Source organism: Nocardia jinanensis, from assembly GCF_014645735.1.
GTDB classification, from domain to species: Bacteria; Actinomycetota; Actinomycetes; order Mycobacteriales; family Mycobacteriaceae; genus Nocardia; species Nocardia jinanensis.
The window spans coordinates 471,868-495,319 of sequence record NZ_BMMH01000005.1; the positions used below are offsets into that span (position 1 = coordinate 471,868).

The 23,452-nt window shown below is 68.0% G+C and carries 21 protein-coding genes and 1 pseudogene; 2 read left to right on the forward strand and 20 right to left on the reverse strand.

The annotated features are described in order from the left end of the window. Position 1: 1 nt before the first annotated feature. From IEY68_RS15375 to IEY68_RS15460, 18 genes are read right to left on the reverse strand one after another with little or no spacing between them, the layout of a single operon-like run. Positions 2-226: a hypothetical protein gene (locus IEY68_RS15375; protein WP_058856611.1), complete on the reverse strand. Its 225-nt coding sequence runs from the start codon at positions 224-226 to the stop codon at positions 2-4. Continuing rightward, positions 223-2,232, reverse strand: coding sequence for a hypothetical protein (locus tag IEY68_RS15380; RefSeq protein WP_058856612.1), 2,010 nt, complete (start codon positions 2,230-2,232; stop codon positions 223-225). The genes IEY68_RS15375 and IEY68_RS15380 overlap by 4 nt, the downstream gene beginning before the upstream one ends. After that, positions 2,229-4,025 carry a hypothetical protein gene (locus IEY68_RS15385; RefSeq protein ID WP_058856613.1) on the reverse strand — a complete coding sequence of 599 codons (1,797 nt, stop codon included), beginning with the start codon at positions 4,023-4,025 and terminating at the stop codon, positions 2,229-2,231. Before IEY68_RS15385 ends, IEY68_RS15380 begins: the two co-directional genes overlap by 4 nt. Beyond that, positions 4,022-6,520: a collagen-like protein gene (locus tag IEY68_RS36215; protein WP_058856614.1), complete on the reverse strand. Its 2,499-nt coding sequence runs from the start codon at positions 6,518-6,520 to the stop codon at positions 4,022-4,024. Before IEY68_RS36215 ends, IEY68_RS15385 begins: the two co-directional genes overlap by 4 nt. Before the next feature lie 10 nt (positions 6,521-6,530). Next, the gene (locus IEY68_RS15395) at positions 6,531-8,219 is read right to left on the reverse strand and encodes a phage tail protein (protein ID WP_058856615.1); all 1,689 of its coding nucleotides are present in this window, start codon (positions 8,217-8,219) and stop codon (positions 6,531-6,533) included. Beyond that, a complete protein-coding gene (locus IEY68_RS15400; RefSeq protein ID WP_058856616.1) occupies positions 8,216-10,210 on the reverse strand; it encodes a putative baseplate assembly protein in 1,995 nt (664 codons plus the stop codon). The genes IEY68_RS15395 and IEY68_RS15400 overlap by 4 nt, the downstream gene beginning before the upstream one ends. Beyond that, positions 10,207-10,620 (reverse strand): GPW/gp25 family protein, encoded by a 414-nt coding sequence (locus tag IEY68_RS15405; protein ID WP_058856617.1) that lies wholly within the window; start codon positions 10,618-10,620, stop codon positions 10,207-10,209. Before IEY68_RS15405 ends, IEY68_RS15400 begins: the two co-directional genes overlap by 4 nt. Continuing rightward, positions 10,617-11,369 (reverse strand): hypothetical protein, encoded by a 753-nt coding sequence (locus tag IEY68_RS15410; protein WP_058856618.1) that lies wholly within the window; start codon positions 11,367-11,369, stop codon positions 10,617-10,619. Before IEY68_RS15410 ends, IEY68_RS15405 begins: the two co-directional genes overlap by 4 nt. Before the next feature lie 10 nt (positions 11,370-11,379). Further along, positions 11,380-11,919, reverse strand: a complete 540-nt coding sequence (locus IEY68_RS15415) for a phage baseplate assembly protein V (protein ID WP_058856619.1) — start codon at positions 11,917-11,919, stop codon at positions 11,380-11,382. Continuing rightward, entirely contained in the window at positions 11,916-13,106 is a 1,191-nt protein-coding gene (locus IEY68_RS15420) for a phage late control D family protein (protein ID WP_058856620.1), read from the reverse strand. Before IEY68_RS15420 ends, IEY68_RS15415 begins: the two co-directional genes overlap by 4 nt. Continuing rightward, on the reverse strand, positions 13,103-13,786 hold the full coding sequence (locus tag IEY68_RS15425) for a CIS tube protein (protein ID WP_058856621.1): 684 nt from the start codon (positions 13,784-13,786) through the stop codon (positions 13,103-13,105). The genes IEY68_RS15420 and IEY68_RS15425 overlap by 4 nt, the downstream gene beginning before the upstream one ends. Then, positions 13,783-13,974: a hypothetical protein gene (locus IEY68_RS15430; RefSeq protein ID WP_058856622.1), complete on the reverse strand. Its 192-nt coding sequence runs from the start codon at positions 13,972-13,974 to the stop codon at positions 13,783-13,785. Before IEY68_RS15430 ends, IEY68_RS15425 begins: the two co-directional genes overlap by 4 nt. Continuing rightward, positions 13,974-14,492, reverse strand: a complete 519-nt coding sequence (locus IEY68_RS15435) for a phage tail protein (RefSeq protein WP_058856623.1) — start codon at positions 14,490-14,492, stop codon at positions 13,974-13,976. Before IEY68_RS15435 ends, IEY68_RS15430 begins: the two co-directional genes overlap by 1 nt. Then, positions 14,492-16,570 carry a phage tail sheath C-terminal domain-containing protein gene (locus IEY68_RS15440; RefSeq protein ID WP_058856624.1) on the reverse strand — a complete coding sequence of 693 codons (2,079 nt, stop codon included), beginning with the start codon at positions 16,568-16,570 and terminating at the stop codon, positions 14,492-14,494. Before IEY68_RS15440 ends, IEY68_RS15435 begins: the two co-directional genes overlap by 1 nt. A gap of 3 nt (positions 16,571-16,573) precedes the next feature. Then, entirely contained in the window at positions 16,574-17,017 is a 444-nt protein-coding gene (locus tag IEY68_RS15445) for a phage tail protein (RefSeq protein ID WP_058856625.1), read from the reverse strand. Positions 17,018-17,035: 18 nt separating this feature from the next. Further along, positions 17,036-19,108 (reverse strand): phage tail sheath subtilisin-like domain-containing protein, encoded by a 2,073-nt coding sequence (locus tag IEY68_RS15450; RefSeq protein ID WP_156426372.1) that lies wholly within the window; start codon positions 19,106-19,108, stop codon positions 17,036-17,038. 18 nt (positions 19,109-19,126) lie between these two features. Next, positions 19,127-20,176 carry a hypothetical protein gene (locus IEY68_RS15455; protein WP_058856627.1) on the reverse strand — a complete coding sequence of 350 codons (1,050 nt, stop codon included), beginning with the start codon at positions 20,174-20,176 and terminating at the stop codon, positions 19,127-19,129. A 1-nt stretch (position 20,177) separates the two neighbouring features. Next, positions 20,178-20,771: a Pvc16 family protein gene (locus IEY68_RS15460; RefSeq protein ID WP_058856628.1), complete on the reverse strand. Its 594-nt coding sequence runs from the start codon at positions 20,769-20,771 to the stop codon at positions 20,178-20,180. An 80-nt stretch (positions 20,772-20,851) separates the two neighbouring features. On the opposite strand from IEY68_RS15460, the pseudogene IEY68_RS36220 reads away from it, so the two are divergent. Continuing rightward, a pseudogene (locus IEY68_RS36220) lies at positions 20,852-21,057 on the forward strand (CorA family divalent cation transporter); the annotation flags it as partial. A 23-nt stretch (positions 21,058-21,080) separates the two neighbouring features. Here the strand turns inward: IEY68_RS36220 and IEY68_RS36225 are convergent. Then, the gene (locus IEY68_RS36225; RefSeq protein WP_229718801.1) at positions 21,081-21,224 is read right to left on the reverse strand and encodes a hypothetical protein; all 144 of its coding nucleotides are present in this window, start codon (positions 21,222-21,224) and stop codon (positions 21,081-21,083) included. A 213-nt stretch (positions 21,225-21,437) separates the two neighbouring features. Here IEY68_RS36225 and IEY68_RS15470 point away from each other — a divergent pair, with 213 nt between their 5' ends. Beyond that, positions 21,438-21,638 (forward strand): hypothetical protein, encoded by a 201-nt coding sequence (locus IEY68_RS15470; RefSeq protein ID WP_189094321.1) that lies wholly within the window; start codon positions 21,438-21,440, stop codon positions 21,636-21,638. Between the two features lie 1,118 nt (positions 21,639-22,756). On the opposite strand, the gene IEY68_RS15475 is transcribed toward IEY68_RS15470, so the two are convergent. Further along, entirely contained in the window at positions 22,757-22,975 is a 219-nt protein-coding gene (locus IEY68_RS15475) for a hypothetical protein (protein WP_229718802.1), read from the reverse strand. Positions 22,976-23,452: the final 477 nt, after the last annotated feature.

A 23,452-nucleotide genomic window follows, 5' to 3' on the forward strand; every position in this document is an offset into this window, starting at 1 on the left:
CTCACTCCCGGCTCACTGCGCCCACCGGCTCGGGTTCCGACGGCACCTCCGATTCGGCGGTTTCGCGCCCGGCACCGGCCAGCTCCTCGAGCACCTGCACCGCCCCGGAGATGCGCAACATACTGGTGACCAGCTGCTCGCGCCGCTGGTCGAGTTCGGCCAGTGTTCGCTCACCCGTGGCCAGTTCCGCACGCAGTTCCGCGAGCCGCAACTCCATCGACGTCATGTGAATTTCCTTCCGATCGCGACCACGGTGATGACCGTCCGGTTGTCCTTCTCGAGTTTCCCGTCCGATTCCGCGCAGAATGCATCGCCCCATGCCTTGTTCGTGTCGAACCCGATCAACCTCGCCCACACGTGCTGCGGGATCGCCCCGGCGTGAGGCCAGTGCCCCGGGGTCGGGTTGTACACGTGGTCGGCGAGGCTGAAGCCGTTCAGGACCACGAACGCGTCCTGGATCTCGTCGAATTCACCGACCCAGAAAACCGACCACAGCCCCGGTCGGCCCACCGCCCCGGATGACGCATTCACCACCTCCGTTTCCCTGGTCACGACCTTGACCACGCTTTCGACCGACCCCGGGCCGACGCCGCGAACCCGCAGCGGGCCGTTGACTTCGAGCACCGACGGCGCGCCGCCCGCGCCGACGACCACGCTCCTGCCGGTCCCCCAATTGAGGAAGAGAGAATCCGCTGCATCGGACCCCACCTGCTTGCCGATCACGTGCCGCGTGACCACAGCAGCGTCGCCTCCGGCACCGACAGTGAGGTTGTCCCTGGTCGTGACGGCCCCGTTCACCGACAGCCGGAACTCGTCGAGATGCATCATCATCGCGCCGCCGCCGGCGTTGCCGCGCTGGTCGATATGCGACCCGCCGCGGAACCACGCCATATCGAAATGTGTGCGGAAGTAGAGCGTGTAGGGCTGCACGCCTATCCCGTAGGCGCCGCCACCGCCGCCGGACCACAGTTTGAGCATTTGATGTGTGGTGGATCCGAAGTCGAGCGAACCCTCTTCGTCGAGCATCAGGCGGCGGGTACCGCCGGCGCCGGGTTCCAGTTCCTGGGCGTCGTGCCCACCGCCGGTGTACCAGGCGAACCGCTGCGGACTCCGCAGGTACAGCGTTCCGGTTGCGCCGGCCGCCGGGCGCTGGGTACCCATTCCGTATGCGGGCGAGGACAGTTCGATTTCCTGGTCCGCGGCCGGACCGATCGCCAAGGGCCCGGACGGCATTCGGACCCGGCCGTCGGTGCGCACCTCGAGCGCGGTCGTCGAAGGCGTGCCCGCGCTGATGGCGAACGTCGTCGTCGCCGCGGCCGCCGTACCGAGCTGGAGGTGGAGCCGGTGCCCGGCGCCGTCCCGGTCGCGGGCCAGTGTCATCGGGACACCCTCATCGGCGCCGGCATCGTAGGTGAACCGCAAGGCGTCACCTTCCAGCCAGAGCTCGCGCTCGGCGTTGATCCGGCCCTGCACCCGCAGCCGGCCTTCGAACCGAGCGAAGTCCGCGTCGTCCACGCTGGTCGGGGTCCGCCGGGCCACGCGCAGGGTGTCGTCCGGGGCGAGCACCTCTGAAGCAATGGATCCGATGTACCGCCGACCCTCCGCGAGCCGCCCCGGCGCCGCGGGTCGCAGCCGGCGCGGCCCGCCGTCCCATCGCACCGTGCCGAGACGCACCAGCCAGCGGCCCACCGGGGGCTCCGGCGGAATCTCCTGGTAGGGAACGGAAGTGTCGGCGGGAGTATCCGGCGGCGCAGCGATCACGCCTTCGACGATCACGTCGGCTGTCGTATCGACCGGGTCGACGAGCAGCCGGAACGTCTCGATCGTGCGGGTCTGTCCGCCGTCGGCACAGTCGGCCCAACCGTCCTCGCTCGGCCGGGCGGTGGTCTCGTAGTACTCGATCCACAGGCTGCGGTGCGCGTCGTCGACGAATGCGTCGAAGAGGGCGGGGTCGACGAGGATGCGGGAGAACGAGACGAGCTGCCGGCCGTACCCGTCGGTGGCCACGCCGGGTGTCAGGTGGACGTCGACGAGCGTGGGATCGACCGGGTCGGGTGTCTCGACCAGGTCGAGACCGACCATGATCCCCCAGGTGTGCGCACCGATTTCGTGGCGGCCGAGGGTCCGCCGGTGGTAGTCCTGGGCCAGTTGGAAGTCGGCGGTGGTGAGGTATTGGTTCTCGAAGTACCGTGTGCGCTGCACATCGAGACCGGCGATCCGCGGGGCGGTCACGATCCCTCCCCGGCTTCGCCGAAGATCGGCCGCGGCCCGCTGACACCGACTACCGTGGCGCCGAGCGTGTACAGGGTGGCGGTTTCCCCCTTGGCCACGCGGGGCACGAGGTCCAAACCTCCCGCTCGGGCGCGATCATCGACCTCCACGACTTCGACCTCGATACCCTGGCGCCGCAGCGCCGCATGCGCCACAGCCGCGTCGGTGTGTAGAAGCGGTGCCAGCGCGATGGTGCCCTTCTCGGCGGCCAGTACCGCTTCGGCCCGCCGCAGCCGGTTCAGTGGATGCCACCGGCGCACAACCGAACCGGCCCGCGCCCGCCACAGGATCGGTAGCGCGAAGTCGTCGGATCGGATAGCCGCGAGGACTGCCGTGTACCGTCCCAGTACGCCGCCGCCGGCGGGCTGCCGGCCGAAATCCCGCCCGTTCGCATCCTGGTCGTGTGGAAGCGGCACGATGCGCCGGGTAGGCAACGGAAAACAGCACACCAGTGCGGCGAGCCAGCCGAGTACCGGCCCGAGCGGCATCCAATACTCGCGATTGACGAACGAGCCGGCGTACCTGCGGCAGCTGAGGTTGCAGACACGCACCACGCGGCCGTCCCGGACGGTGACACAGGCGAGCATGACGCGGTCATCGCACGTTTCCGGCGGACACGGCGGCAGCAGAGCGAAGCACAGGCAGTCGCGCAGATATATCAGCACCAGCTGGAGCAGCGCCTCCAATGCAGCGAGCATCCGCCGCTGGTATTGCTGAGGTGTCTCCGTCGCCTCGTCGAACGGCGAGCAGTCCACGGTCCACAGCTCTTGCGGTAGTACACATTCGGTGTGCACGGGGTCGCGCCGATACAGCTCGACCACGTTCTGGTAGAGGGTGCAGATCGCATCCCGGGCGATATCACCGGGCTGCACCTTCCCGCCGAACACCAGGGAGAGAGCGGCAATCTGCATGGCCTTTGTCATTCCCCGGCTGAGCACCGGTCGCAGATGCTCGATACATTCGACCACCTTCAACGGGAACGTACCGCTCAACCGATCCGGCAACGACTCATCGCAGCATCCGCCATCTCGGCCGGCCACACCGAACTCGTAGAGCTCGCTGACCCGGCTGGGCTCGCAGTCGGCCGGGACATGGCGGGCCGGACGCGCTGCCTCCGTGCACGAACACAGATCGCGGGCCGACCCGGAACACCCGCACGGCGCGCCCGATCCACCGGCCGGGTGGCCGCCGCACCCGCACCCGCAGCCGGCGGAGGAATCGCCGGAGCACCCGCAGCCGCGAGAATCACCTACGTTGCCCCCGGGCGGGGATACCGGCCGACCCGGTTTCTCGACGTACCTGACCCACAGGCACCAGGACTGCTCCTTTTCCGCGCAGCCGGTCACCTGCGGGGCCCGGGGCGGATCGCAGTCGGCGGCCCGCTCGCGGCGTGTACACGTGTCGACGAGATCGACCACATTCACCGAGATATTCTCGGGGAGAACGATATCGGCTCCGCAGGGGTCGATCGCGTAGCCCGGGCGCAACCGGACGCCGGGCCCGCACTCGTCGCATTCGACCTGGAGGCCGCAGACCACGCCGGTCCCGTGCAGATACCGGTTGTGTAGCCGGTCCTTCTCGGTCAGGTAAGTCGACAGCGCGGTGAGCTCGGTATCGGTGAGCAGCTGCCCGGCGAAGAACCGGGGGCGCACGAATGTACGTAGCCCGGCGCACGCCGGACATTCGCATCCGCCACCGTGCGCTCGAGTCGCGGATGCCCTGGAGCCGATCCGGGTCATATCGAGGATGCTCACTGGTCAGACCTCCCGAGTACGAACCAACTCTCGAACCGGCCGCCCTCGAGGAAGTCGCCGGTGGGACAACGTGCCGGAAGCCCGGGACCGGGGTGGTTGCCGTCGAGGGCAAGCGGTCCGAAGCTGCCGTCGATACGGGTGCCCGCGCGCAGCGACAGAATCGCATCACCGTCGAGCACCACGCGGTACACACCGTTGGGGGCCGAGCGCCCGAGTTCGATCCACACCCCGGTGACATTGTCCACCGGCGGATCCGTACGGCACTGATCGATCACGTCACCGCACTGGGCATCGACGAAGACCGGTCGCGGTTCGCGGTACAGACCCACCCAGTGGTATCCGAGCTCGGTGTAGGTCTCGGCGGGCATCCGCACATACACGGCCACCGACATGAAATCGAGCGTTCGCGGATCCATCGGCTCGCTGAACGCCACGATCAAACCCCGCCGCTTGAAGCGGTGAACGGCCTCGTCGGACGTGACGATCCCCCGGTGCTCCCAGGAGAGAGCCACGATCCGCGGCAGCTCGATAAGGGGGAAATGACCGGGTGGACCGGCTTCACCGGTCTCGCCGGGTGGACCGGGCAGCCCCTGCGAACCGGAATCGCCCTTCTCCCCCTTGTCACCCTCCTCCCCCTTATCGCCCTTCTGGCCTGGGCCGCCCGGATCTCCCTTATCGCCCTTCGCTCCGGGGTCGCCCTTCTCCCCTGTGTCGCCGGTAGCTCCCTTCTCGCCCTGCGGCCCGGCCGGCCCGACCGGGCCCGGCTCACCCGTGGCAGCGGGCCTGCTCAGCAGGCAGTGCACCGCGGCGGTCAATTGGGCGACACTGGGCAGCAACACCCGGTCCGCGCCGGTGAGAACGGTGTCCGAGTACGGATCGCCAGGAGTCCACGACTCCACCGTCGACAGCACGAGGCAGTCGCCACCGTCGCAGTCCGGACACGCCCGTTCCCCCAGACTCGCCCCGCAATCGTTCGCCGATACCGCGAGCACCGCGACACCGGCAACCGCGGGCGCTACCGCGCCACCGGTCGAGCCGACGAGCACCCGCGACCCGACCGGGTCGATGGCGACCCCGATGGGTCCGTCGCCGACGACCTCGGCCGGTCCGGCGGACGCGGGCCCGGTCCCCATCGCCACGAGATCGAGCACGCGGGCGGTACCGGCGCCGTCACCGTCGCGCTCCCCGGCGAGGACGGCCCACGCGGCGCTGCCGGCAACAGCTACCGCAACTGGGGCATCGACGGTAGTGCCGGGATGTCCCACCGCCGTCAAGGTCCCCGCGGCCAGGTCGACGGTGTACTGCTGTGCGGTGCGCGCTGTCGCATCGACCACCAGGAGGCGGCTTTCTCCGACGGTGGGCACGGCCGCAACGAGTAGTGCACCGGCGAGGGATACGGTGTGCGGGGTACCGGGGGCGGTCGCATCGACGAGTTGCACCGTGCCGTCGCCGCAGCCCACCGCCCAGCCGACGCCGTCCGACAGCACCGCGACCCCGCGCGGGTCGGCCCCGGTCGCCGCACTGCCCTCCAGCGCCGTCGACGAGTCCGCACCGGTATCGACGGCAGCCGACCAGGCGTGCACTGTCGTGCCGCCGATATCGAGGGCCACCAGGCCGCCGTCCGGCCGGGACGCGAGCCGCACCGCTGCTGTCGGCGCAGTCGTCAGCTCGAGCGCGACGACCGTACTGAGGTCGCTCGCGTCGAGAACCAGCACCTCGGCGGTATCCGCGACCGCGATATACACCCGGTGGCCGGTGCGGGAGACGGCGACAGCGAGGCCGACGGCGGGCAGCGGGACCACCGACAGGACGGCACCGGTACCCGCGGCGAACACCAGCAACGAGGTCTCGGTCAGCACATAGACCCGGTCTCCGGCCGCGTCGACGGCGAAACCGACCGTTCCCGCTACCGCCAGGGTGGACGACCAGTTCAACGCGGCCGGCAGCGGCGGAGCCGCCGACGGCGCGTCGATGACGACCCCGAACCGGTAGGAGTCGAGGACCCGGCTGGGCCGGCAGGACGAGTGGTCGCACGTCGCCTCGCCGCAGCCGCACGAGTCGAGCAGTGTTTCCACATCCTCACCCAGACATTCGCGGTAGGACAGACACAGCTGTACCCGGTGCGGCCCGGTCATTTCCTCGTCCTGGTGGTCGGCGACCCACTGGTCGAGGACGAGCTCGCGGATCGGTACGACTTCCTCATGGGTCAGCAGGATCTCGTTGCCGCAGCAGTCGAGGGCGGCCCCGGGTGACACCACCAGATAGTCGGGTCGGCAGGCGGGGTTCGGGTGCTCGTGGACGTCCAGCCCGCAGACTATGCCGAGGCCGTGGAGATATCGGTTGTGCCGGGTGATCTTGCCCAGCTGGTAACTCTGTTCATCGGTGAGGTCCCGCTCGGTCATGAGCTTGCCGACCCACCACAGGTTCCGGGAGAGCTGCGGGTTACCGCAGGTGTCGCAGCAGTGCCCGCGGACCAGGGTGTGTGACGCGTTCATCTCGTGCTCCTCACCCGAGGGCGGCCCCGGCGCCCACCCGGGCGTCGATTCCGACAGCGGACAGGTCCGCGCGACGCGGGTCGCGCGCGATCATGGTGGCGCCGGCCGGGTTCGACCCCAGCCGGTCGCCGAGACGAGCGAGCGGCAGCGGGCCACTGATCACGGCATCGAGGCCGAGTGTCGCCTGCTCACCTACTCGCGCTCGCGGCGTGACAACAGCGATCGAGCAGACGGTGTGGGCCGGCCGTACCGTCGCGGCGACAGCGGCGGCGGTAGCGGCGAGTTCGTCGGGCTCGTCATCGTCGCGAGCATGAACGAACAGCGTGAAGCGGTGCGCGTACACCGCGAACGGATCGAGCCGCGGTGACGGCGTGCTGACGAGCCGGAAGGCCCCGATCGCGGACCCGCCGTCGAGCTGCAACCGACCCACGATCTCGCGTCCGAACAGTCGCGTGGCATCCCCCAACCGACTCCGATCGTGCACCGCCCAGCGCCGCAGGCGATAGTGCTCGAGCACTTCGGTGCGCCGCCCCAGCCAGAGACCGACGTGCCGCGCAACGCCATCGGGAGTGCCGCGCCGACGGTAGAGCTCGGCCGCCGCACCGATCAATCGGCGCCGGCGTTCCTCGGGCAGGGCACCGATGCCGGCCATGCCGACCCAGGTGCCCAACCAGCGGAGCAGATCGCGCCTGCTCGATGCGTCCGCACTGCGGGCATCCAGCTCACGCGCGAAACCGTCCAGGTGGCGGGTAACGCTGTCGCGCATGCTGTCGGTGAGTGCGAGGAATCGGTCCAGCGTGTCGGATTCGCCCGCACTGTACACGGCAGGCAGGTAGCGGAGCGCGGTTTCGCGTGGGAAGTGCACTTCGATGCTGTCGACTATGGGTGTAACGGTGCCGTCGCCACGCAGCGTGAGCCGAAGCCACAGATAGCGCCCTCGGGGAGCGCGTACGAGAGTGTCCCAGCGCATCAGCTCCGGGTCGCCGAACACTCCGAGAGCCGACCAGCGGGATTCCTCGACAACGTCGATCTCTTGTTCGGTGCGGGGGGCGTCGCCGACGAGGACACCGACCGCTACCCGGCTGCCCGGTGGAACCCGCCCGGTCAGTACGACGCGATGCCAGCGGCATCCGGGGGCGCCCGAGTCGAGCGCCGATGTGACGGCCGTCCCGCTGGTACGGAAGCGGGTCGAACCTTCCGGCGGCGGACAGCCGGAGACCGTCGCCGCGGCGCGAACGCCCCGCGGCACACCGTGGCGATCGATCACGTGGACCAGCCCGGCGGTCACGTCCAGGACGCCGATCAGGCCGTCCTCGAGTCGCACCAGTCCCGCCGGATTCCAGGCGTCTTCGGGCCATTCGAGGACCGGAGCGCATCCGTCTGCCGGAACCCGCCGGACAGCCGCGACCGGGCCGACCGCGACCTCGTCACCTTCCTCGGACACAATTCGCCACGGCCCGGCCGACGCACGCACCTGTCCGGTGCCGGTCACCAGCGCCACCGTGCGCTGTGCGGGACGTAGTTCCGCGTGTTCGCAGCACGGCAGCTCGAGCCGGGTGGCGACTGGGCAGTCCAGCACACTCGGGACAGCGGTATCGGCCAGCCGCAGCGCCCCGCCGTCATAGGTCGTCCCGTCACTCAGCGCGGCGGAGGCCCGCCATCCCGGACGGTCCGCAAGGAGGAACCATCGGCCGCTCATGCGTATCCCACCCGCAGATCCGGGTCGAGCGGTTCGACGAGTTCGCCGATGCCGAGATCGATATCGCGGCAGAAGGGCTGGCGCTCCTCGTCCAGTTCGACGGTCAGCTGATTGTCGCGTACTCGGAGCACACCGGGCACCCGCAGAACGACTCGGAAAAGGTCGGAGGAGTAGAGCGGGCCGCCGAAGGGCCAGCCCCGACCGTCGTCGCCACCGCGCAAAGGATGCAGGAAGGTGACGAGCGCGTCGGCCACGGCGCGGTGAACCTGAGCCGGGTCGGCGTCGGCAGCGATCACGAGATCGGCAACGACCCGCACCCGCCGGTAAGTCGGGCAGGTCGCGAACACCTCGGTCGTGACCAGCCGGTGCCGGTCCAGCCACGCGCATACCGCGGTCAGTGTGGCCGGGGCGGCCTTCGGAGTATTGCCGGGCGCGTCCGGGACAACCAGGACCGTGATCGCGCCCGGCACCGCCACACCGGGGTACCGGGGGTGGGTCAACGCGAGCGCGTGCGCACGGGCGACGGCGGCGGCCGGTGCCGCACGAGCGAGCAGCTCGAAGTCTTCGGCGGTCACGGCGCGGCCCTTGGCCTGCAACTCGGCCGGCGCCCGCAACTTGGCTGCGTCCACGGTCTCGGCGTCCGCGCCTCCGGCGGCCGGCAGCTCGTTGCGAACGGTCTTGATACCCGGCAGGACAGTGGCGAGGGTCGTCACCGAACCCGCGCCGAGATTGGTGGCCGCTCCTCCGCCGGCCACCCACCGGCGCGCCACGATATTGGTCATCGGCGCAGCGACATTGGCGGTGGGGATGGCACCGTGTCGGCCGTCGCCGAAGCGGATCGCACCGGTGTTGCGGTCGAGCAGATAGTGCGGGTCGTCCGGGCCCGAACCGCCGAAGTCGTCCACTTCCTGCCATACCTCGAAGCCGCTGCCCTCGTCGATCTCGAGCCGCAGGCTCTCGACCGTGACCCACCGGCCGTCGGCCCGGCGCACACGTTGCGGGTGATCGAGCGGTACGACCGGCGCGCGCGACAGGGTGAGCGGCCCCTGTTCCGGCATCCCGTCGGACCCGCCGAGCACCTCGTCACGCAGGGTGACCGCGGCGCGGGCGGGAACCGTGTTGGGCGCGATCCGTTCGAGCAGCGGTCCCCGCTCGTAGGTTCCCGTCACCATCCGCACGCAGAGCCAGTACAGCGGGGTCGCGACCTGGCCGATCGCCTGCCGGACGGCACCGGATCCGGGCCCGTGCACCACGATCCGACCGGTCGCGGTGAAGCCGGCCGTTTCGTCCCGTTCGACACCGAGCGGCTCCCATCCGGCGCCGTCCCAGTACTGGTAGGCGAACCGGGCGGGCGGCGGCACCGCGAGCGCCCCCGCCTGCGCGAGCGGTACGGCGCGTCCACGCGATACGTACGCCATCAGGGTGATCGGGTTGTCCGTGCAGGGGCCGAGACCGCCGGCCCCGATACCGGTGAACCCCAGCAACAGCGCGGAGTTCTCGTGCGCATGCGGTCCGAAGGGTGCGAATGCCTGGTCGGCCGTGGTGTTCGCTCCGGTGACGTCGCGGTAGGCGAAACCGTCGAAGGTCTGCACCGCGGTCAGCGGCGCGCCGATTGCAGTGAACCCTTCGGACAGCTCGAAGACCACGGGTTTGCCGTCCGGGCCGGGTCCCGAGACCTGTGTCCCCGCCGGGACGACCCGGTCCGCGGCGGTCGCGGTGGCGAAGGTCAGGTCGACTCGGGCCGGCCGAGCCGGACGGGCCTGAATACCCAGCAGCTGCAAGAACTTCACATAGTGCAGCTCGGGAACCTGGTTGACCCGGTAGACGAGCTGATCGGTGAACCACGCGAAGAGCTGCAGCAAGGTGATACCCGGGTCGGCGTCGTTGTGGTTGGTCCACTCCGGCAGGTAGCGCGGGATCAATGATCGCGCCTGCGTGACCAGATCGTCGTACCGGCGATCGTCGAGGTCGGGCGCGACAATGGCGCTCATCGCAGTTCACCCTCCCCGATGTAGAACGGGTAGACGAGATTGTGCATCGCGTTGTTGTCCTCGAGTCGGTAGTCGATCGCGACCAGCAGCACCTCGGACAGATCACCCTCCTGCGTCACGCGGACGTCGAGCACCTCGATCCGCGGCTCCCATCTCGTCAACGACTCGCGGACATGGTGGGCCACTATCGCGAACGTCGCGTCGGTCACCGGAGCAAGTACGAGTTCATGTACTGCGCAACCGAATTCGGGGTTCATCACCCGCTCACCCCGGGCAGTCGACAGCACCAGCCAGATCGATTCGGTTACCGACCGCTCCCCTGCGGACAGCCCGAAGCCGCCGTCGGGCCCGATCGTGACCGGGAATCGGTACCCGCTGCCGAGGAACGATCTGCTGTCCACCACGCTCATTCACCCACGATCGCGTCGATGGCCGATACCGCCGTCTCGAGGACGGCGATCACCTCGTCGAGAGCCTCGGTATCCTCCGGTGGGGCGCCACCGGTCTCGAGCGAAATATTCAGCTCCATGCCCGCGATCTCGGCAAGGGTGCCGGCCAGGGCCAGGACACCGGCAATGGGTTCGAGGGAACTGGTCATCGCTTGGGCCTGCGTGGCGAGATTCTTCTGGGCGCATTCCAGTTGGGCACGTAGTTCGGGGCGCCCCTCGGCCTCACCGAACCGGAGGGCCAGACCGTTCATGGCATTGCGGATGGTGCGCAACTGGCCGAGCAGGCAGCGCAAGACGGACCGGATCAGCCTGAGCAGGTCCTCGATCATGAGCGGGACCTTGCCGAAAGCCGTGAAGCAGGTGGCGACGGCGACGGCCGCGTCGGTGAACTCCGGCATCGCCTTGCCGATCGTGGCCATATCCATTGTCGGCAGCGCCTGGACGATATCGATGAGCGGTTTCAACAGCTTCAGCATCTTTATCGGGCATTCGAGCGCCGCCAGCAACGGTGCGATCTGGAGCATCAGATTGAAATTCATCGAGCAGTCGGTGGGAATACCTTTGGACATATCGACGAAAGCCTTGATCGACCCGCCGAACGGCAGATTCACCTCGAGCGGGGCGGGCATCGGCAGCGACATATCCACGCAGGACAACGGCGCGAGCGCCTGCTCCAGTGGTTCACTGACCGGGATATCGTAGGTCGCCATGGCGTATCCCTCAGATCGGGTTCGAATTCGGAGTGACCACGCGCCGGTTGCCCAGGCTGGTCAGAACGATGGCCGCGGCATCGATCTCGAGCTGGCCGACGGCGTGCAGCACGATCTTCCCGTTGCTCATCACGATCGAATTGCCGGAGGAATCCTCGATGGCGATCCCGCCGTCGTTCCCGTCGGCCGACGTCGGGTCCAGAAAGCGGATCGTGTGCTGGTTGACCGAGCGGATCATCCGCTCCTTGGTCGATGTCGAGGGTGGATCGTCGATACCGTTCCAGAGGAAGCCGAGCACGATCGGCGAGCTGGGATCGTCGCGATCGAAACCGAGTACGGCTTCGTCACCGACCTCGGGAACGAACCAGCACCCACGGTCGTGTCCGGCCATCGGCGCCGCAATGGGTGCCCACGCGCTACGTGCCTCGTTGCCGAGGAACGGATAGGACACCCGGACCTGTCCGCGCCCGTCGGGGTCCTCGGTGTCGACGACCACCCCGAGGACCAGACCCGGCTGGGTGGCCGTATGCGTGGTGAGATGCATCGTCATCGGTGTGCCTCCTGGCGGCCCTCGAGCCGGGCCTTGAAGGTGGTCCGGTAGCCGGTGTCGTTGACGACGTGACGGGTGGAGGTCACGAAGTAGTCGCCGGTGAGGTGCGGTCCGACCCGCTCGATCCGTACCTTCCGACCGGCCCGGAGCTCGGGTAGTCCGACCACGACGCCCTCCACCTCCACCAAACGCGCGGCCAGGTCGTACAACTGCTGGATCGCGTGTGTCCGGGCCTGCTTCTCGGTCCGCACGACGCGGTTGGTGACGACCTCCTCACGGCCGTTGGCCCGGGCCAACGCCCGGGTCGTGGCCGGCAGGAACTCCCCGTCCTTTTCGATGGTCGCCTCGCCACGCACAACGGACTTGCGTACCCGGTCCCACCCGAGCACGGTGACCTTCTTGACCTGCCGAGCGGTCGATACCGTCGCCTTCAGGGAGGTCAGCGTCCTACCCCACTCGAGCACATAGGTCCGGTCATGGATATCACGCGAGGGACCGAAATACAGCTCCTGCTCCCCGGCCGGCGTACGCACCAGGAACAGGTCGTAGCCGTTGCGGCGGGCCAACTGGAGCAGGAACACGATCGGGTACTGGTTGTTCATGAACACGTGCGGCTGCGGCTCTTCGTCCTGTAGGGCCTTGTCGCTCACCCGCACTCGCGAGATTCCGGGGAGACCTGGTTTACCGGCGGCCGAGGAGTGTGTGTCGCCGATATCGGCGGCGACTTCGCTGTCGCGTATGGTGCCTGTCGCCGTTACCGGCCAGGACCACGTGTACTGGCGGTCCCGGAGCTTGTCCAGGACACTGAGTCCGCGCACGGTGATCCGAGTGCTGCCGGAGTCGGGCAGATCGATGTCCAGCGCGGTGAGGTATCCCGTCGTCATCACCCGCAGATCCGGCCGATCTCCCTGGTACCCGAGCGACAGCACGATGCCGTTGCCCGGTTGGACCTGGCCCCAGAATGTTTCGTCGGCACCTTCCCCCACGTATTGCGGCCGGAGCCGGTCGGTGTCCCAGTTGTTGAGGACGAAGCCGAAGGAATCGATCCCGTCGATGCTGTCTTCGAAGGTCACCTCGACGATGTCCCGGACAATATTTCGCGGCATCGGCGACCCGTTCACCTCGACCTCGAACGCTGGCACGTAGAACGCCTGCCCGGCGCTGGAGAGCGGCAGTACTCCGGTCACGACGCCGCCCCCTTCGGGATTCGCAGCACGGTACCCGCGCGCAGCGACAGCGGGTCGGTGATCGCGTTCTCGTCGGCGATCCGGCGCCATGCCCGCGCATCGCCGTACTCCCGATAGGCGATCGCCCCGATCGTGTCCCCCGCGCGGGTGACCGTGGCCTTGGTGTGGTCGGCCGAATGGAATCCGAGTTCTTCCAGGTGCAGTGTGAGTGGCTTGTACTCCTTGAGATCGACGGTCAGTTTGGCGCGCAGCGGGACACCGTTGGGAGCGAACATCGTGAACTGTTGCCGCACACTGGTCACCACGCACCGGAAGCCGTCGCGCCGTGCGCCGGGGAATGCCGTACCGCCCCAGCTGAACAGCAGCACGGGCGGCGCGTGGGTCGCTCGGTCGGCCTTGATCAGGTTGTAGAACTTGTCGGTTCTACCGGTGACAGGTTCTGCGGCGGCGCTGGTGCCCTCCTCGGTGGAGTCGAAGAACAGCTCCACCGAGACGGTCTCGGCCTGCCCGCGCACATACTGGAGCAGTGGAGTGTCCAGTCCCGGAACCGGAATCTCGGCGATCTGCGCCGCCTTGCTGAACGACAGCTCCGTCGGGTTGTACTGCACGTCGAGGAAGCTGCCCGTCGCATCGGACGGGGTCGCGAGCCGCTGGAAGCGAGCCTTCGCCAAGACAGTCATCCCAGCCCTCCCTCTCGTACGGAGCCCCACAGGGTCGCCTCGTCGCGGCGCGCCGCATCGAGGCGGCGACGCTGTTCGAGCCTTTCCAGCACGGCCTGGGCCACGGCGTCCAGCACCTCGGGGCTGAGCAGCGAGCGGTCGTCGACCGCCCGGACCGTAGTGTCGATTTCCCCGATATGGACGTCCATCACGACCTCCCGAAAACCGACGACACAGTGTTGAGCAGTTCACCCGCGGCGCCACCGGTCTGTACGAAGAGGCCCTCGTGCGCGATCTCCAACTCTTCGACGGCCACCGCGCTCGACAGCGCCGCGAGGGCCGGACCCGCCCAGCGCACGGGAAGCCCCCGGCGGAACCGCCAGGTCCGGACGGCGGCGCCGGTATCGTCGAGCAGTTCGATCACACCGTCGCGCCGCCGGCCGCGGCCCTGCAGGAAGGTCTCGTGCCAGGTCCACAGTTCCTTGCTCACCGCAAGGCCGCGACGGAGCTTGATGTTCGGATGCGTGACACGGCCCGGGAATCGCAGCACCGCGTCGTTGCGCCCGCCTTCACGCCACTCGTCGACGGCCATGGTGGCCTCGAGCCCCGATACCTCCGCGAAGCCACCGGCGACGGGAGGCGCAAAGGTTCCGATGACCGCCGCCGCCGGTTTGGCGGTCTCCACCAGGCGGACCGTGAAATTGAAGCCACCGACCAAACCTGTCATCAGATTTTCTCCGCCCGAACAGGTTCCGGCAGTTCGGCGATATCGAGCCGATTGTCGGTGCGGGAGACCCGCAGGGTGAGAAACTCCGCCGGCCGGGACAGCGCGACCCCCAGAACCAGTTCGAGCTGTCCGATCCTGGCCGGTCCCGGCTCGACCCGCAACAGATAGGAATCCTGTGCCCCGGCCCCGGCGAGTCCACCGGCCTCCCACACCTGCTCCATGAGCGTCGCCACCACCGACTCCACCGTCTTGGCCAGCAGGGTGTCGTTCGGCTCGAAGACCGACCACGCCAGGTGCACCCGCAGGGCCCGGCGCAGGTAGATCATCGTGCGGCGCACTGTGAGGAAGGTCCACGACGTGTCGACCGAGAGAGTCCGGCCGCCCATCGGGACGAGCCCCCGGCCGGGCAACGCCCGCAGGACGAGCATGCCGTCGTGGTTGGCGAGGGCGTGCTGCTCGTCGGTGAAGGACAGATCCACCCCGTGGGCCCAGGCGAGGGTGCGGTTCGCGGGGCCGAGCCAGGGGCCGCTGAGCGCATCGGTACGCGCGATCATTCCGGCCAGGTGGCCACAGGCGGGGATACGCCGTATCTGTCCGGCGGTACGCGGGTCGAGGACGGTCGGCCACGGCACCACGGCGACGGCGTACGACGAGGAGAACCGCGCCGCCCACGCGCGCAGGGCACCCAGCTCGGCTGGACTATCCGCGGTCGGGGGATCGAGCAGGGCGATCCGTTCGGTATTGCGCTCGCACGACTCGACCAGTGCGCATTGCGCCGCCACGACCTGCTCGGCGTCGAACGCGGCCCCCGCGTCCACGGCCACCGCGTCGAGTGGCGGCGGGACGGATATCGGCTCGGCGCACGGATCGCAGGGGTCCGCGGGGGGCGGCGGCGCGAAAAGAGCTGGCGGAGTCCGCGTTCCGACCAGGTCCGGCACAGCCAGCACGGCCGGTTCTTCGAAGCCGAGGAGCGCGGCGGCGCCGCGCCCGTCGCCGAGTATCTCGTCACCCACCAGGTCGGCGACCGTCAGCGCGGCGGTCCCGTCCCGACCGCCCCGCAGCGAGGTACGCACCGGCCGCGCAGCGGTGAGTCCCGGCGCGCGGACCTGAACCCGCGTACTGCCGGCGACGACGGCGGGGGCGAACCTCGGATGCTCCGGTCGCATCGAGAGGTCCGGCCAGATTTCCACCACCCGCCCGTGCTCGAGGACCGTGAGGGAGGTCCTCTCCGTTTCGAGGATGATCGGCGCGGTGAGGTCCAGTGCTGCCGGGAGCGGCGAGGTCCAGCACACAATGCGGTCGGCGGGGTCGATTCGCTGAACGATCCGCGTCTCGGAGACGACACTCCCCGCCCCTTGGCCGACCCACACCACATCCCCCACGGCGAATCCGGCGGTCGATACCACCGGAGTCGCCCGGGAGCTACCCGGCTCACCGGCCCGGCTGACGGTCACCGTCCGCCGGCCGGGGGAGGCCACCACCTCCAGCGCATTGCCCCACGATCCCGGGCTGGCCGCCACGACGTCGAGCGCCGGGGCTCCGCCGGCGGCGCGCAGCCGGGCGGCCGCGAACCCTGCGCCGGTCGACACCGTCATCGGCTTCGTGCGAACGAAACTCGGATGTAGCGGGCGGTCCCAGGTCAGCGTCGATGCGGTCGGGTCCACCGCGGTGACGAGATAGGTGTGCGCCGTGTCCTGCTGACGAACCGTCGCGGCCGCACCCACCACGAACCCGGCCACCGAGGCCACTCGGGTCCACGTCCGGTCGTCCGGTTGCGGGGCCTGGGCCGTGGTCGTCACCTCGGGGGCCACGACCCGGATCACCCAGCACACTCGTCCGCCCTGTTCGAAGAAGGCCTTCACCGCATACGCGCCGAACCCATTCGCTATGAACCCGCCGAATACGAGGCGGAACTGCGCCCAGGAACCCAGTCGTACCGGCTGGTCCACGGGGCCCCGTTCACAGACGCAGACGAAGGCGGGCACATCGATGCGCACCGGCTCGACAGGTGGCGGCGGGTCGGCCACCTGGACGAGAACACCGGGTGGGCGGGCCCCGGCCGCGGCGAAAAGTGCCATAGCTCAGACCATCTCCAGTTTCTCCACACACAGCTCGCACGAAATGACGGCGACCTCGTTCGTGGTCGCGTTGAAGGTCGGGAAGTCGACTTTGCAGGGCCAGGCGGCGTAGAAATTCCAGCGCAAGGCGTCGTTGTGCTCTTCGTCGAGCAGGACGACGGCACCATTGCGGCGGTCGGCGACGCCGTTCACGATCTGGCGATACCACAGCCACAGCTCGTTGTTGGTGGTGATTCCGCGCTTGAGGACGAGGTTGCTGTATTTGCGCAGTCCGAACAGCTTCTTAGGATGCAGGTCACGTGAATTGCCGTCGCGGTACTCGGTGAGGTCGGTATTCACGGTCAGGCCGCTGACCTCCCGGAATGCCGCCACCGCCTCCGACATGGTCGTGACCTCGACGCGGAAGTTGAACCCGCGGAACGGATCGACGCGATCTCCTGTGGACATGATGTAGCCTCCTGGCGGTCAGAGTTCCGCGACGCTCGACCCGCCCAGCCATTGGCCGATTCGCAGGATCACGAATTCGGCCGGGCGGACGGGGCAGATACCGATCTCGACGACGAAACGGCCGCCGAGGATGTCGTCGTCGGCCATGGTCGAGCGGTCACAGGTGACGAAGAAGGCCTCCTCTTTCTTCTCGCCCATCAGCGCGCCGTCGCGCCAGACACCCTCGAGGAAAATGGAGATCGAATCCTTGACGCGTTGCCAGAGCCGATAGTCGTTGGGCTCGAATACCACCCACTGGGTGCCCTCGTCCAGGCTCTCTTCCAGGAAGATGAACAGCCGCCGCACATTGACGTAGATCCAGTCCTGCTCGCTGGTCCGGCAGCGTGCCCCGTAAACCCGGAAGCCGCGGCGGTCGGCGCGCAGGTCCCGGAGCACGTTGATACCTCTCGGGTTCAAGATCTCCTGCTGACCTTTGGTGATCGTCTGTTCGAGGCCGGTGATACCGAGGATGACCTCGTTGGCCGGGGCCTTGTGCACGCCGCGGGTGTTGTCGACGCGCGCGTAGATACCGAGTACATGCCCCGAAGGCGCCACCACCCGGGGCGCGCCGGTCACGGGATCGCTGACGACGACGCGGGGGTAATACAGCGCCGCATAGCGGGTGTCGAACTTATCGGCGTAGGTCTGCACGATGGGCAACGACGCCGAACTAGGTGGGTCGAGTACCACGAAGCGATCCATCAACCGGGTGGCCTGCTCCACGAGCGCGCCCTGCACCGCGGCATCGATGACACCGGGCGCGGCGAGCAGTGCGATCTCGTCGACCTTCTCCAACGCCAGGAGCCCCGTGGCGTCATTGGGTGCCACCTCCTTGCCGCGGTAGTCCGACGCGATCGGCGCGGCCGTACCGTCGGTCCCCTGCGTATTCAGGGTGTCGGCCAACCCGTCCGCGGGGCTCGGGAAGAAGAAGGGATGTGTGCCGGCCGGGTCCGCCACGGTGGAATCGACCTGTACGAGCGCGGAGCCGGCGAGCTGGTCCACGTAGTAGCGACCCGGCACCTTTTCGAGTGTCAGTCCGGTGAAGCGTTCGGTGACGGGGGTGTGCTCAACCGGGTCGGACCAGCTCACAGTGAGGTCGAACTCGCATGTCGCGATCCGGGTCTCGGTGATCGGCGCGGCCGGATCCCACGCCCCCGCGGCGATATCGGGCCCGTCGAGGACCAAGGCCTGATCGACGACCCGCTCGACCTTGCGGTAGACCTTCTGGGGCTCGGCGGTGCCGAAGGAGACCTCGACCCAGGCCCCGGGGTAGAAGCCTGCCGTCGATACCACCGGGATAGACGGGGAAGCGGTGGTCATCAACGTATGCCGGACAACGGACCGACCGGCGGACTTGTAGTCGACGCCGACCCGGATCTGGTTGCCCCATGACCCTTGGCTGGACGCGACCAGTCCGAATGTGTCCGGCTTGGCCGAAGTCGTACCGCCGAGCTCGCTCACCTGCCCGTTGTTCGCCACTCCTTTCACATTGGTGAGCACCCTGGTGTAGCGGGCTTCCCAGGTCTTGTCTGCCGGCAGTTCCGGCGTGATCGTGACGATGCCGGTATCCCGGTCGTAGTCAGTGATGGTGAGGTTCGCGGAGTCCTCCTCCACGCCGTTCTTCTCCATGACCAGCCTGAGCACGCTGCCCACGCGAAGCCCCCGGGTCGTGGCCAGGGTCAGCGTCGTCGCCTCGGGCAGGGCGTCGGAGGCCAGTCGGGTGATGACACCGCCGTGCAGGGTTCCCAGCGCCGCAGTGGCGCTGGTCGGCACCACTCGGCTTATGTAGATTCGCCTACCGCCGTTGGCGAAGAAGCCGCGCACCGCATCCGGCAGATCCCGGTGTTCGGCGAATGCGGGGCCGAAGTCGAACGCGCCGCCGAAAGTACGCACGAATTCCGCGTAACTGGTGACCAAGGTGGGAGGCCCTTCGGCGGGGCCGCGGCGGGTGACCCCGATCATCCCGGTGGTCGTGGTCCCGACCCCGGCTATCGGGGGTGGACCGGAGCTGATCTCCTCGACGTAGACGCCGGGGGCGAGGTACTCGGGCATGAGCACTCCCTCTTCTGGTCAGGCGGGCAGGTCGATATCGATCACGTTCGGATCGGCAGCGGCGCTCAGCAGGTGCACGACGGGACCGACAGTGGTCAGGCCCGGGGCGGATACGGTCAGCGTTACCCGGGGAATACCGCGCACTCCGTCGAGGCGCCAGCGTCCGTCCGTATCCGAGCGCAGACCGGTGGCCCGCAACTCGGTCCGGGCACCGTCGCTCACCTCGATGACACCCGCGGTCGAGGCCGCTGCGGAGACGATCACGCCGTCACCCGGGTGGACCGCGCGCGCCAGCATCGTCGGCGCGGACAGGCCGCCCGCGCCGAAAAGTCGCACGGGCGTGCCGTCGATTACTGTGCGCGCCAGGGGAATTCGCAGAACCACGGTGTTGCCCGGCTCCACCCTGGCAGCGATGACATGCTCTTCGCGCTCCGGCGGGCCCAGCGCTAGAACCGTGCCGCCCCCGATGTCGGCGCTCGGTGTGACGACGACGCGGATCGAACCGGAAGCGGCCGGTCCGGCAGTAGCTGTTCCGATCGGGGTGAGAGCGCAACCGGAGACGGCGATTCCCGCCTCGTGCGCGAAGGCCAAGGGCGCACGCAGCGCCACGAGCTGTCCACCCGCCGCACCCCGGAACTCGAGGGCGGCACCCGGGACCGGAGCGTTCGGGTGGTCCGCTTCCCTGACGCGACCGGCGACCGCAACAACCGCCGAGTCCAGCGCCAGCGCCGGACCGAACCAGGGCAGGTCACTGCCCGACGGCACCACCAGATCCACATCCTGGTTTCGGTGCCCGCGCCGTTCGATCCGGACCGTCACGGTCCGGTCGGCAGTGGCAAGGCCCGGCATGGCCCGAGCCGGTACGCCGGTGAGCACCAGGTAGCCGTCGGTAACGTGCGCGCGGACGCACGGCGTCCGCGACAGAGCACGTACCTGTTCGGGCGCGGCGCCGGTCCACTCATCGAGTAACGCGATCACCACGAGGGCCTCGGTACGCAACCGCTCACCCTCGACGGTGCGATAGGTCCCGGTCGGGGTCACGACCGTCCTGGTCACCACAACTGCCACCTCATACCGGCACCTCCGTGATCTGTTCCACCACCGAAGTGGACGAAAGCACTCGGCTGCTGTCCTGCGATGTGAAGTGGGTATCGATGACCAGTCCGTTCACCCGCAACGCCACACCCGGACGCATATGGGTGTGCAGAGTGCCCCACAGCAGAGAGAGGTCATACTGCCCCAGTGTGTCGACCCCGAGCAGGAGGGACGTCGATGAACCGGCCAGACCGCCGACGAGGTCGGCCCCGGCGAGGCGACTATGGTCGGAGAGCACCTGCACGATCCGCCCCAGCATCAGCGCGCGGACCGGCCCGGCCGGATCGAGGGGGGTGATGTGAATGAGCAGTTCGACCGGTGTCGGCCGGTGCAGCATACGGTCGGGTGCAGGCCGGGGTGCGCAACGATTGACGAGATCGGGTTGAACATCGATTCGGTGCAACCACACCGAGACCCCCGTGGTGGTGGGCACGAGTTCGAGCTCTCGGGGGGACAGAGTCGAGACCGGCACCCCACTCAGGCCGGTCTCGCCGGACTGGGTGATATGTCGCTCCAGCAGAGTGACAACCGAGCCCAGCGCATCCCGTACGGCGGTATATCCAGCCATGACTGCAATGCAACCGCTGCCCTGTCACTCGACTGTCGCGCCGTTCACCCACATTCCGTCACCGTCGCGTCACCACCTGCCGTTCCCTACTCGAAAACGCCCTCGACGTGCACTCGCCCTCGTATCACTGGAACAGAACGAGGCCATGCAGCGCATGTCCAGCGCAAGCTTCGCCCAGGGCGAAGAAGTCAAGAAGATCTCCTCTTGGGCAGCCATCCTGTTCACCTCCACCCTCATCGCGTCGGTATACGGCATGAACTTCGACCACATGCCCGAAGTAGGTGGGGCGGATGCCGCAGAGGCCATGGGTCAACGGAAAGCGGGGCCGTCTTCACGTTTCACCGCGATCTCGACGTTGTTCTGCTCGGCGTCCTCACTCCGATGCGCGCCGATGCTCTCCCCCGCGGTCGTCACTGCGGGCTCGGGAAGATTGTCGTTGTCGAACTGGGTCATGGCTGTGGATCTTCCTCTCCGAACCGGGCCGCTGTCTCGGATCGTCGCGTCATACTTCGGTTATGGGGAGCGAGTCGCCACGGGGGCATGCACGCGGGGGACGTCTGGGCGGCACGAACGTGAAGGGGTACACCCGCTTCACCGACCGGCCCCGCGCCGCGGCGAGGCGGTGGCCGGTCCCCGTACTACCCCGGATCGCGCAGCGCCTCGGTCATGCCGACCCTGTGGGCCCTCGGCGCGCTCCTGGTCGGCGGGATTCTCGTGCTGGTCGTACTGACCCTCACCCACATGGACTCACCCGCCGAACGCACCGAGGGACCTGCCGCTCCTTCGACGGTCGTGCCCGCGAAACCTGCTGCCCCGCCCGAACCTGCTGTGCCTCCGCCCCCGTGCTTCCCCCTGGCGCCGTGCTGAGGAGTGCCCAGCCGTAGCGGTGATCTCGTTCAATCCAGGTAGCCGAGCTGCTGAACCGTGCGACCCAGCGCTGGCGTTCCTCCCGGTTCAACAGCTTGCGGACCGCGAGCAGCTGGGTTTCGTCCGCGTCCGGGTCGGCGTGCACCGCGAGCTCGCAGGGTTCCGACCGTCGTCCTCGGTGAAGAACCAGTGCTCGATCTCTCGCACCGTCAGATACAGCGCTGTCCGAACGCCGGCGAAATGGAGCCGGTCACCAACACGCGGCAGGGCCACTGCATCGACCAGGAAGTGGACCGACTCGCCCGTGGGCGCTCCCTCGTCGTTCTTGGCCGCTATATACACCCTCACCCCTCCCCACCGGTCATTCGGAACAGCGCACCAGGACCTGACCGCGGACCCGACCGCCACACCCTGAGTGGACAGAGCTCAGGCGGTCCGGACCTTGCGGCGAAACTCGTACGGCGAGGTGGCCCCGGGATGCCCTGCGGCCGTCGGAAGGACATGATGATTTCTTGATGTCCTCGGACCACCGCCGACCGTTACACGCTCTCCGCGACCAGCGGTCAATCCGGCGGGAGACGTTCGCTTGATGAACCCCACCTCGTAGGTGGACTGCATGTGGCCGTATTTGCGTAAACCGCACATGGTCCATCAGTAGGTGCCGACGCGTTAGCCCATTAGCGGTGCTTCGGGGTCCGACCTACGGAACTTCACCGAACTGGCCGGAACAGCGGCGCGGGTGGTTTTTCCGGGCAAGCCAGGGCTAACGCGGCCTCGTCGCGACTTCTTGGATCAGGTGCAGCAAAGCCCGCGCAGCGGCTGGGTTGAGCTCGGGCGGATTCTCCGAGACGATGACCTGGAGTTCCCCTGAGCTCCTGCTACTTTGCGGCGAGCGAGCGTTAGTCGACCTAGGAGTCTCTGTCTGTTCGCCGTACTCCATGACGCCACCTTCTGATCGTTGTGGCAGGAAGCGAGGAAACACCCCAACGGCGGGCACTCAACCGATACCCTCGAGAGCCGGAAGGACACCCACGATACGGCGAAGGCGATGCGCTACGCCAACCTGCCGATTTCTCAGTATTCCCTCAGCTTAGTCCGAATCGAACCCCCACAGGCCCCTACCTGCAGTTTCGCTTCCACTTCGCGCCGCGAAAGTGTCGCTGATCGGGAAACCCGAGGGCGCGCCACTCCGTTGCCCGCACACCACACTCGGCGGTGAACTGATCGCAGGCTTCGGCGAGCCAGGATCGAAACGTGGGCAACAATGCGCGATCGTAGCTGTGCAGGGTCACGGCTATGGAGGCGCCGATTTCGATCTGCGTCTCCATATCGGCCACCAGCTGGTCGTGCCCGGCGCAGCGCGCGGACGTGGGCACTCGAATCCGGGAGTTCTGATCGTGTGTGCGAACAACACTGCAAGGGCGACGTCGTAGGCCCAGAAAAAGTGCTCGACAGTACCGTCGTCGAAAACCACCGCAGTGGTGTTGCTCATGGCTTGGCAGGCTATCGGATGCGGATAGAGGTCGTCGGCATTCTGCATCTCCAGATGTACGTGACCTCTACCCGCCGGGATGCCGACATCTTGCCGAGGGCGACGCGCCTTTCGTAAAAGCCGCCGGCTAGCCACCGAACCGGTCGTCGTCGACACCTGCAGTACCAGCGCCCTCCGGTCTGTTCCGAATCACGCCGCCTACAGCGCATCCAATTGGGTGGTGCGCGGCATGACCCGGGTAACCACCCGGGCTCAGGGGGTGGCCTGCCGGACCGTCATGCGTTTGATTCCGTGGATGAGCGCGCTGTGCCCGTACTCGGGT

What these genes read in the sequence shown, in the direction of transcription:
- IEY68_RS15460 (WP_058856628.1), bottom strand. Translation starts at nt 20,771, where the DNA reads ATGGCTGGATATACCGCCGTACGGGATGCGCTGGGCTCGGTTGTCACT.
- IEY68_RS15405 (WP_058856617.1), bottom strand. Translation starts at nt 10,620, where the DNA reads ATGAGCGTGGTGGACAGCAGATCGTTCCTCGGCAGCGGGTACCGATTC.
- IEY68_RS15440 (WP_058856624.1), bottom strand. Translation starts at nt 16,570, where the DNA reads ATGGCACTTTTCGCCGCGGCCGGGGCCCGCCCACCCGGTGTTCTCGTC.
- IEY68_RS15450 (WP_156426372.1), bottom strand. Translation starts at nt 19,108, where the DNA reads ATGCCCGAGTACCTCGCCCCCGGCGTCTACGTCGAGGAGATCAGCTCC.
- IEY68_RS15400 (WP_058856616.1), bottom strand. Translation starts at nt 10,210, where the DNA reads ATGAGCGCCATTGTCGCGCCCGACCTCGACGATCGCCGGTACGACGAT.
- IEY68_RS36225 (WP_229718801.1), bottom strand. Translation starts at nt 21,224, where the DNA reads ATGACCCAGTTCGACAACGACAATCTTCCCGAGCCCGCAGTGACGACC.
- IEY68_RS15395 (WP_058856615.1), bottom strand. Translation starts at nt 8,219, where the DNA reads ATGAGCGGCCGATGGTTCCTCCTTGCGGACCGTCCGGGATGGCGGGCC.
- IEY68_RS36215 (WP_058856614.1), bottom strand. Translation starts at nt 6,520, where the DNA reads ATGAACGCGTCACACACCCTGGTCCGCGGGCACTGCTGCGACACCTGC.
- IEY68_RS15435 (WP_058856623.1), bottom strand. Translation starts at nt 14,492, where the DNA reads ATGACAGGTTTGGTCGGTGGCTTCAATTTCACGGTCCGCCTGGTGGAG.
- IEY68_RS15375 (WP_058856611.1), bottom strand. Translation starts at nt 226, where the DNA reads ATGACGTCGATGGAGTTGCGGCTCGCGGAACTGCGTGCGGAACTGGCC.
- IEY68_RS15470 (WP_189094321.1), top strand. Translation starts at nt 21,438, where the DNA reads ATGCCGACCCTGTGGGCCCTCGGCGCGCTCCTGGTCGGCGGGATTCTC.
- IEY68_RS15425 (WP_058856621.1), bottom strand. Translation starts at nt 13,786, where the DNA reads ATGACTGTCTTGGCGAAGGCTCGCTTCCAGCGGCTCGCGACCCCGTCC.
- IEY68_RS15445 (WP_058856625.1), bottom strand. Translation starts at nt 17,017, where the DNA reads ATGTCCACAGGAGATCGCGTCGATCCGTTCCGCGGGTTCAACTTCCGC.
- IEY68_RS15410 (WP_058856618.1), bottom strand. Translation starts at nt 11,369, where the DNA reads ATGGCGACCTACGATATCCCGGTCAGTGAACCACTGGAGCAGGCGCTC.
- IEY68_RS15430 (WP_058856622.1), bottom strand. Translation starts at nt 13,974, where the DNA reads ATGGACGTCCATATCGGGGAAATCGACACTACGGTCCGGGCGGTCGAC.
- IEY68_RS15415 (WP_058856619.1), bottom strand. Translation starts at nt 11,919, where the DNA reads ATGACGATGCATCTCACCACGCATACGGCCACCCAGCCGGGTCTGGTC.